The 6170-nt window shown below is 32.1% G+C and carries 6 protein-coding genes; 1 reads left to right on the top strand and 5 read right to left on the bottom strand.

Features of this window, described 5'->3' with window-relative positions; genetic code table 11:
• Positions 1-69: 69 nt before the first annotated feature.
• A complete protein-coding gene (locus ABD692_RS05500; protein ID WP_344765673.1) occupies positions 70-216 on the bottom strand; it encodes a hypothetical protein in 147 nt (48 codons plus the stop codon).
• A gap of 11 nt (positions 217-227) precedes the next feature.
• Positions 228-374, bottom strand: a complete 147-nt coding sequence (locus ABD692_RS05495; protein WP_344765671.1) for a hypothetical protein — start codon at positions 372-374, stop codon at positions 228-230.
• A 144-nt stretch (positions 375-518) separates the two neighbouring features.
• Between ABD692_RS05495 and ABD692_RS05490 the strand changes: the two genes are divergently transcribed.
• Positions 519-1634, top strand: coding sequence for a sensor histidine kinase (locus tag ABD692_RS05490; protein WP_344765669.1), 1116 nt, complete (start codon positions 519-521; stop codon positions 1632-1634).
• Between the two features lie 19 nt (positions 1635-1653).
• Here the strand turns inward: ABD692_RS05490 and ABD692_RS05485 are convergent, their stop codons facing one another.
• The 3 genes from ABD692_RS05485 to ABD692_RS05475 form a co-directional block, all read right to left on the bottom strand.
• A complete protein-coding gene (locus ABD692_RS05485; protein WP_344765667.1) occupies positions 1654-4446 on the bottom strand; it encodes a lantibiotic dehydratase in 2793 nt (930 codons plus the stop codon).
• Positions 4447-4587: 141 nt separating this feature from the next.
• Positions 4588-5427 (bottom strand): OmpA/MotB family protein, encoded by an 840-nt coding sequence (locus ABD692_RS05480; protein ID WP_344765665.1) that lies wholly within the window; start codon positions 5425-5427, stop codon positions 4588-4590.
• Positions 5428-5487: 60 nt separating this feature from the next.
• On the bottom strand, positions 5488-6150 hold the full coding sequence (locus tag ABD692_RS05475) for a DUF2461 domain-containing protein (RefSeq protein ID WP_344765663.1): 663 nt from the start codon (positions 6148-6150) through the stop codon (positions 5488-5490).
• Positions 6151-6170 lie beyond the last annotated feature (20 nt).

Genomic DNA, 6170 nt, shown 5'->3' with positions numbered 1-6170 from the left:
CATTTTTGTAAACAAATGCAGTGTTCTTTTTTAATTTGATGTTATTTTGAGTTTTCATGGTAGCAGTTATTATTTGTTGAAGATGTTTGACATTGAAGATTGAGTGATTAAAACAGAATTTGCAGTCGGATCAGTACTAAAGTTGTTTTGACCTTTTACATTTTTGTAAACAAATGCAGTGTTCTTTTTTAATTTGATGTTATTTTGAGTTTTCATGGTAGCAGTTATTATTTGTTGAAGATGTTTGACATTGAAGATTGAGTGATTAAAACAGAGTTTGCAGTTGGATCAGTACTAAAGTTGTTCTGACCTTTTACATTTTTGTAAACAAATGCTGTGTTCTTTTTTAATTTTGTTGTGTGTTGCGCTTTCATATTATATATAGATTATTTTAAATTATTGTTGTTTTGATTAACTGTTGTAAAGGTGCGGCGAAATCGAAGCGACTCCGAAATTTTTACACAAACCCACTGTTTTAGGAGATAAACTCCATATTTTAGTAGATAAAACCCATTTAAATGAACTTTCAAAAAATAAAAGACTGGTATAATAAAAACCATATACATGTTAAAGCCTGGGCTTTTTTTATTCTTTACGATGTTTTTATTACTGGAATTGCATCTGGCGGAAGATGGGGATACATAGAATTTTACTTACTCCATTATGTTATGAATATTTCTTTGTTTTACTTCCATGCATTTGGAATAAACAAAATTCTTCAGAGTAATTTTAGAGCAAAATACTGGTTTATTATTCCTTTTGTTCTATTGGAATTAATCGCTTACATGGCCATTGCATTCCCAAGTGAATACCTCATTACATCAACGGTTCTTGCAACCAAATTCAAAGAAAAATTAGTCTTCAATGAACTTTATATAATGAGATCTGTATGGAGGTCGCTTTATTTCATTGGTTTTAGTACAGGATATGTATTTCTTTTAAACTCTTTAAAGGAAAGAAAAAGAGTACAAAAGCTTGAAAAGCAAAACCTTGTAAATACGATTGAAAAACAGGCTTTAGAAAACGATTTGGTTCAATCTCAGAACAATTTTTTACGTAGCCAAATCAACCCGCACTTCTTGTTTAATACCTTAAATTTTATTTATAATGATGCAAGAAAGAAAGCTCCTTTAGCTGCAGATGCAATCATGAACTTATCAGAAATGATGCGTTATGCTTTGAAACGGCCTGAAGCATCAGAATTAGTTCCGTTAAGCGAGGAAGTAGAGCAAATAGAGCATTTGATCAACTTACACAAACTTCGTACGGCTAATACCATTAACTTTGATTTAGAGGTAACTGGCGACTTGTTTGGCCTCCGCTTTCCTCCATTAATATTACTTACATTGGTAGAAAACATGTTCAAACATGGTAATATTGCACATTCTAGTCAGCCATCAGTGGTACAAATTAATTACGATAAAAGTAGTTTGAATATAACCACCATCAATATGATTAATGAGGTCAAAAAGAAGGAATCGGAAAGCCATCATGTTGGTATCGAAAACATTGATAAACGCTTAAATAACTTCTATAAAGATAAATACTCATTTAAATTCTATAAAGACCCGCTTAACAGATACTTTACAGAAATAAAAGTTGATATAGACAACCCAATGGCTGGTTTAAATTAGAATCTTGAATAGACATTCCTTATTTCATCATTGCGTTTCTCCGTTGCACGTCCTTTAAAAGAAAATAATATACAACCATTTCATGTGTACGTTGATCTTTATTAAACAAACGATTAACGTGCATGTGAAACAAATCGGTTAAAAGCTGTACCCTTTTTGATGGATTGCAAACCTGCAGAATGTTTATAAATGATTTAGCGAACAAATCAAATGCATGTTTTTGCTCAACATTTAATTCTGCATATTCGGCTTTTTTATAAAGCTGATACTGTGCATTTATCTTTTTAAAATCGGTTGCTTCCAGGTTATGTTCCATATTAAACGAATCAGACATCATTCTGATTACCTCAGCAAAAATTTTATTATTGAATAATCCGTTTGTTTGTATTTTTTCAATTAGATCTGCACAAAATTTATATTTACTATTTGTGTCTGCATAAGTTTCAAAGAGAGATAAAACATATTCACTATCTTTCGAAAAATGCTTTTCAACTTCCTCAATTAAACTATTTCCGTAGCGTTGAGTTTCGCGTTTGTAAGTTCTTAATTGCAAATCAGATACTAACCCAGTTGCGATATCTTGCTCCAGATAGGTAGAGAAAGCTTCGGTAAGAAGTTGTCCGTCTTTTTTATCATTTAACAATACTCTAAACCTTAAATGATAACCATTTTCGTTATACCGAATAAAGAACCATGATTTAATTTGGTTATTATGCTCACTTAAAAAATGAGCAATTGGACCTGCGAGTATTGCATCCGAACGCTGCTGGTGGCAGTAAATCTCAAAATATAGCCATTCACTACCAGGCAAAAAGCTTTGTTTTACTACAGTTTCATCTTTAACTAGCTTATTAAATCCATTATAAATCTTTTCATTATGATATAAATTTAATATGAATTGAGCTAAATATGGTTTTCCCTCTTCATCTACAACAGCACTTTTTTCAGGAATTATAACTTCTTCCAAATAGACTGTACTTTGTTTTTGCATATATAGCAGAAACGCCGTTAAATCTGAATTACTATCTGTTTCAAAACATAACGTTTGATCGGAAAGACCTACCTTAAAATACTTACCCAAGCCAAGTTTTTTTAGATATTCTTTACAATCTTCAACACTTAAGGAAATAATTTCCTCTTTACGTATTTGCCATTTACGTTGAGATAAAACAATATTTTGGTATTGAATTCTTGGATAATATGGTAACTCAGGATATAGTGTTTCGATAAAAAGAGAAAGATTTGTTTGAATATTTTGATGTTGTAAATCGCATAACAATCTAAATACAGATAAATCGGAACGAGAATAATTATAAGCTGATGCCATTCTCGGCACAATTCTTTTATTTAATTTTTTTGAACGAAGTATAACTTCAGCTCCCTGAACAGAAAGCATAATATCATCTAATGTAAGCGGCTCATCCGAAGTATCGAAATTTAGTATTGATAATTGATTGTTATAAATTAGTTTTCGCCTGTTTATATTATCCACGTTGGTTTCGACCATGTAGGCCACATCAAAAAATAAAATATCGGGATTTGCTTCTTGCTCAATTTTCGAAATACTTTTACAATGTGTGTAAACATTATTGCTTGCCATTGTAAAACGACCGCTTAATGCATTCGCCGTGCTTCCACCTGTTTGATCTACACATACCAAATCATCAGCAATAGACATTAACATACTGAATGAATTTGGTATAATTACAGGCTGATCTGATAATTGGATACCCAATTTATCCAAACGAATTTCATCTTTAGAAAGGAAAGCACCTTTGTTTACAATATTTTTAAAATTCTCTTTTAACTTTTCATTCCCGTTTTCTACCTTTTTATTCTGCTTACCATGAAACTGGGCTATAAAATCATCACCTTGTCCAGCCTGTTCCAGCTCATCATAACCAATTCCCATTTCAGGATCTAAAGCCATTGATAATGGAATTTCGTTTTGTTCAAATTTCTTTCTAAACTTATTTATAAAATCTTTTAACGCATCTCGCCCATCAATAGGTAAAATATGCTGCATCAAGTTAATTAAACCTGGAACAGATTGAAGCAGTTTTTCATCAACACCCCCAGAAATAACAGTTCTTTCAGCAATTAAATATTCATTAGTTTCTGCCGAAGGTTGTATATTAAGTCGTTTAAAATAATCTTCTCCAATAATATTTGGATCGTGGTCGCTTAATAAAAGCTGTAAAGACAACATATCTTCCAGTAGAGAAAAAACATCTTCTTTTCCATCCTCAGAAATATTCAGTTTTTCTAGTAAAGAATTAACGGTAATGGGCTCCGAGCAACCCCTGAGAATTTGAAGAACAAAATCATTCTGATCGATTTCTGCGAGTTCGAACAAACCATCGGTGCAAGCAATATATCTTATGCTTGTTGTAGTGAAATAATAACTGCTGTTTGCAAAAAGTAAGCAGTTGTTTTTAAGCAATTCTGAAAGCGAAAATTCTAGCTTATTTTTATATGGCCAATCTACAAATTGATGAACAATTTGCTTCTCTGCAACTTTAATTTCAGTTTGCGAATTACCTATCCCATCATCCAGAATGCTAAAACCTGCAAATGTACCGTAAGGCGTAGAGCGAAACTTAGCTCTGTTATAGTACTTCCATATCGTAAAAAATATTTTTGGCGGCAACAAGTTCAAATCATCAGCTTTTACATCTTTAATAGTTTGATAAAAAGCATCTGATGATATAGCGATTGCTGCTTTAAGCTCTTCCCAACAATCCTTAAGCTCAGATTGATATGAAAACTTAGGTGTTCGAAAAATTAAGCCTGGATATACGTTTACTTTCATGAAAGGAATTGATAAGCGAAAATTACAAAGATTTAAGTTAATACATAGAATTAACCTGGTAAAGTTTAGTAGGATTTTATTTTCAGAAAACAATAAAGCCCTGCAAATTTCTTCGCAAGGCTTTGTTATCACTTAAATATTTTACTTTATTAAATTATACAACTCATCTAATTTTGGTGAAAGTACAATTTCAATTCTTCTGTTTTTACTTCTTCCATCAGTACCAGTATTTGGGCCTAAAGGTTGATACTCGCCTTTGCCTGTTGCGGTCATTCTAACACTCTCTACTTTCTCAATTTCGGTTAAATAACGTACAACAGAAGTAGAACGCAAAACGCTTAAATCCCAGTTATCTTTTATTTGACCTAAATTATTAACCTTTTGATTATCTGTATGGCCTTCCACAGCGATATTAATTTCTGGCTGCTCTTTTAAAACCTTAGCCAATTGCGCTAATGCTTTCTTACCATTTTCATCTATAATTATACTGCCAGATGGAAACAAAAGCTTATCCATAAGTGAAACATAAACTTTACCATTCTTGATTTCAACCGTTAAACCACTTTTAGTAAAACCTAACAAGGCTTGCTGTAATTTTTCTTTTAACTGATTTGTAGCTTCATCACGCTTACGAAGCACTTCTTCCACTTCCTTCAAGCGCTTTTCACGAGCAGCTAAATCGCCAGATAATTTAGAGATTTCAGTAGAACTATTGTTTTTAAGTTTATTGTAACTAGAATTTACATCACTAAAACGACTTTGTAAATCTCTAAGATCCTCGCCCATTAAGGTTGTATCTTTTTTTAGTTTTTTAACTTCGTCTTCCAGATTTTCGATTTTAATTAAGCCTTCATTAAATGCAGTATACAAAGAATCTTTAGTGCCCAATAAAGCTTTATATTTTTTAGGAGAAAGAACTACACAAGAAGTGAATGAGGTTACAAAAAGGGAAATCGCGAAGGCTAAAAAGATATTTTTCATTTTATGTTTAAAGGTTATATCAAAATTTAACTTATTAAATCTGATCAGTTAAATTAAAAATTATTGCTCAATGGCATTTCGTAAAAATGCAACTAATGGGCTTACTGTACTAAAAGAACTTACTAACTTATTAACGATATCGGGTTTTAAAAACTCTTCATCGTTCAAATTCATCGAAGCCTCAAAGCTTTTCAGTTTCAAATATTCAATATTTGGGTCGGCTGGATCGTAACCTTTTGGTGCATTTTTTAATGCTGCTCCTCCTCCGAATTTAAACTGAGTCTTAAAATTTTTGTTATTAATTATGTCTTTAAAATCGCCAATATTATAATCTATTTCCTGGCGGATAAGTTTTAAATGTGCCGCATCTGGCATCCAGTATCCTCCCGCAATAAAGCTTAAGCCTGGCTGAATGTGTAAATAATAACCTGGCTCATTTCCACCTTTACTTTTAGATGAAAACCACATCCCAAAATTATTCTTGTATGGATCCTTGTTCTTACTAAAACGAACATCGCGGTAAATCCGCAATAAACATTTCTTTGGGTCTAAATCGGGAGAAATAAGTGGATCTATTTTAGAAAGTTCTGGAATAATTGAGGCAACTAACTCCAAAACGTTAGCTTTCGATTCTTCGTATCTGTGCTTGTTTTCGGCAAACCACTCTCTATTGTTATTTTCAGCAACGTCTTTAATAAAACTGAGCGTATCTTTCTTTAACATGTAATTCTGTGTTCTTTTAA

The organism is Pedobacter ginsengiterrae, assembly GCF_039537385.1.
Lineage (GTDB): Bacteria > Bacteroidota > Bacteroidia > Sphingobacteriales > Sphingobacteriaceae > Pedobacter > Pedobacter ginsengiterrae.
The sequence above is the reverse complement of the archived record's forward strand: the minus strand, read 5'-3'. Positions and strand labels throughout refer to the sequence as shown.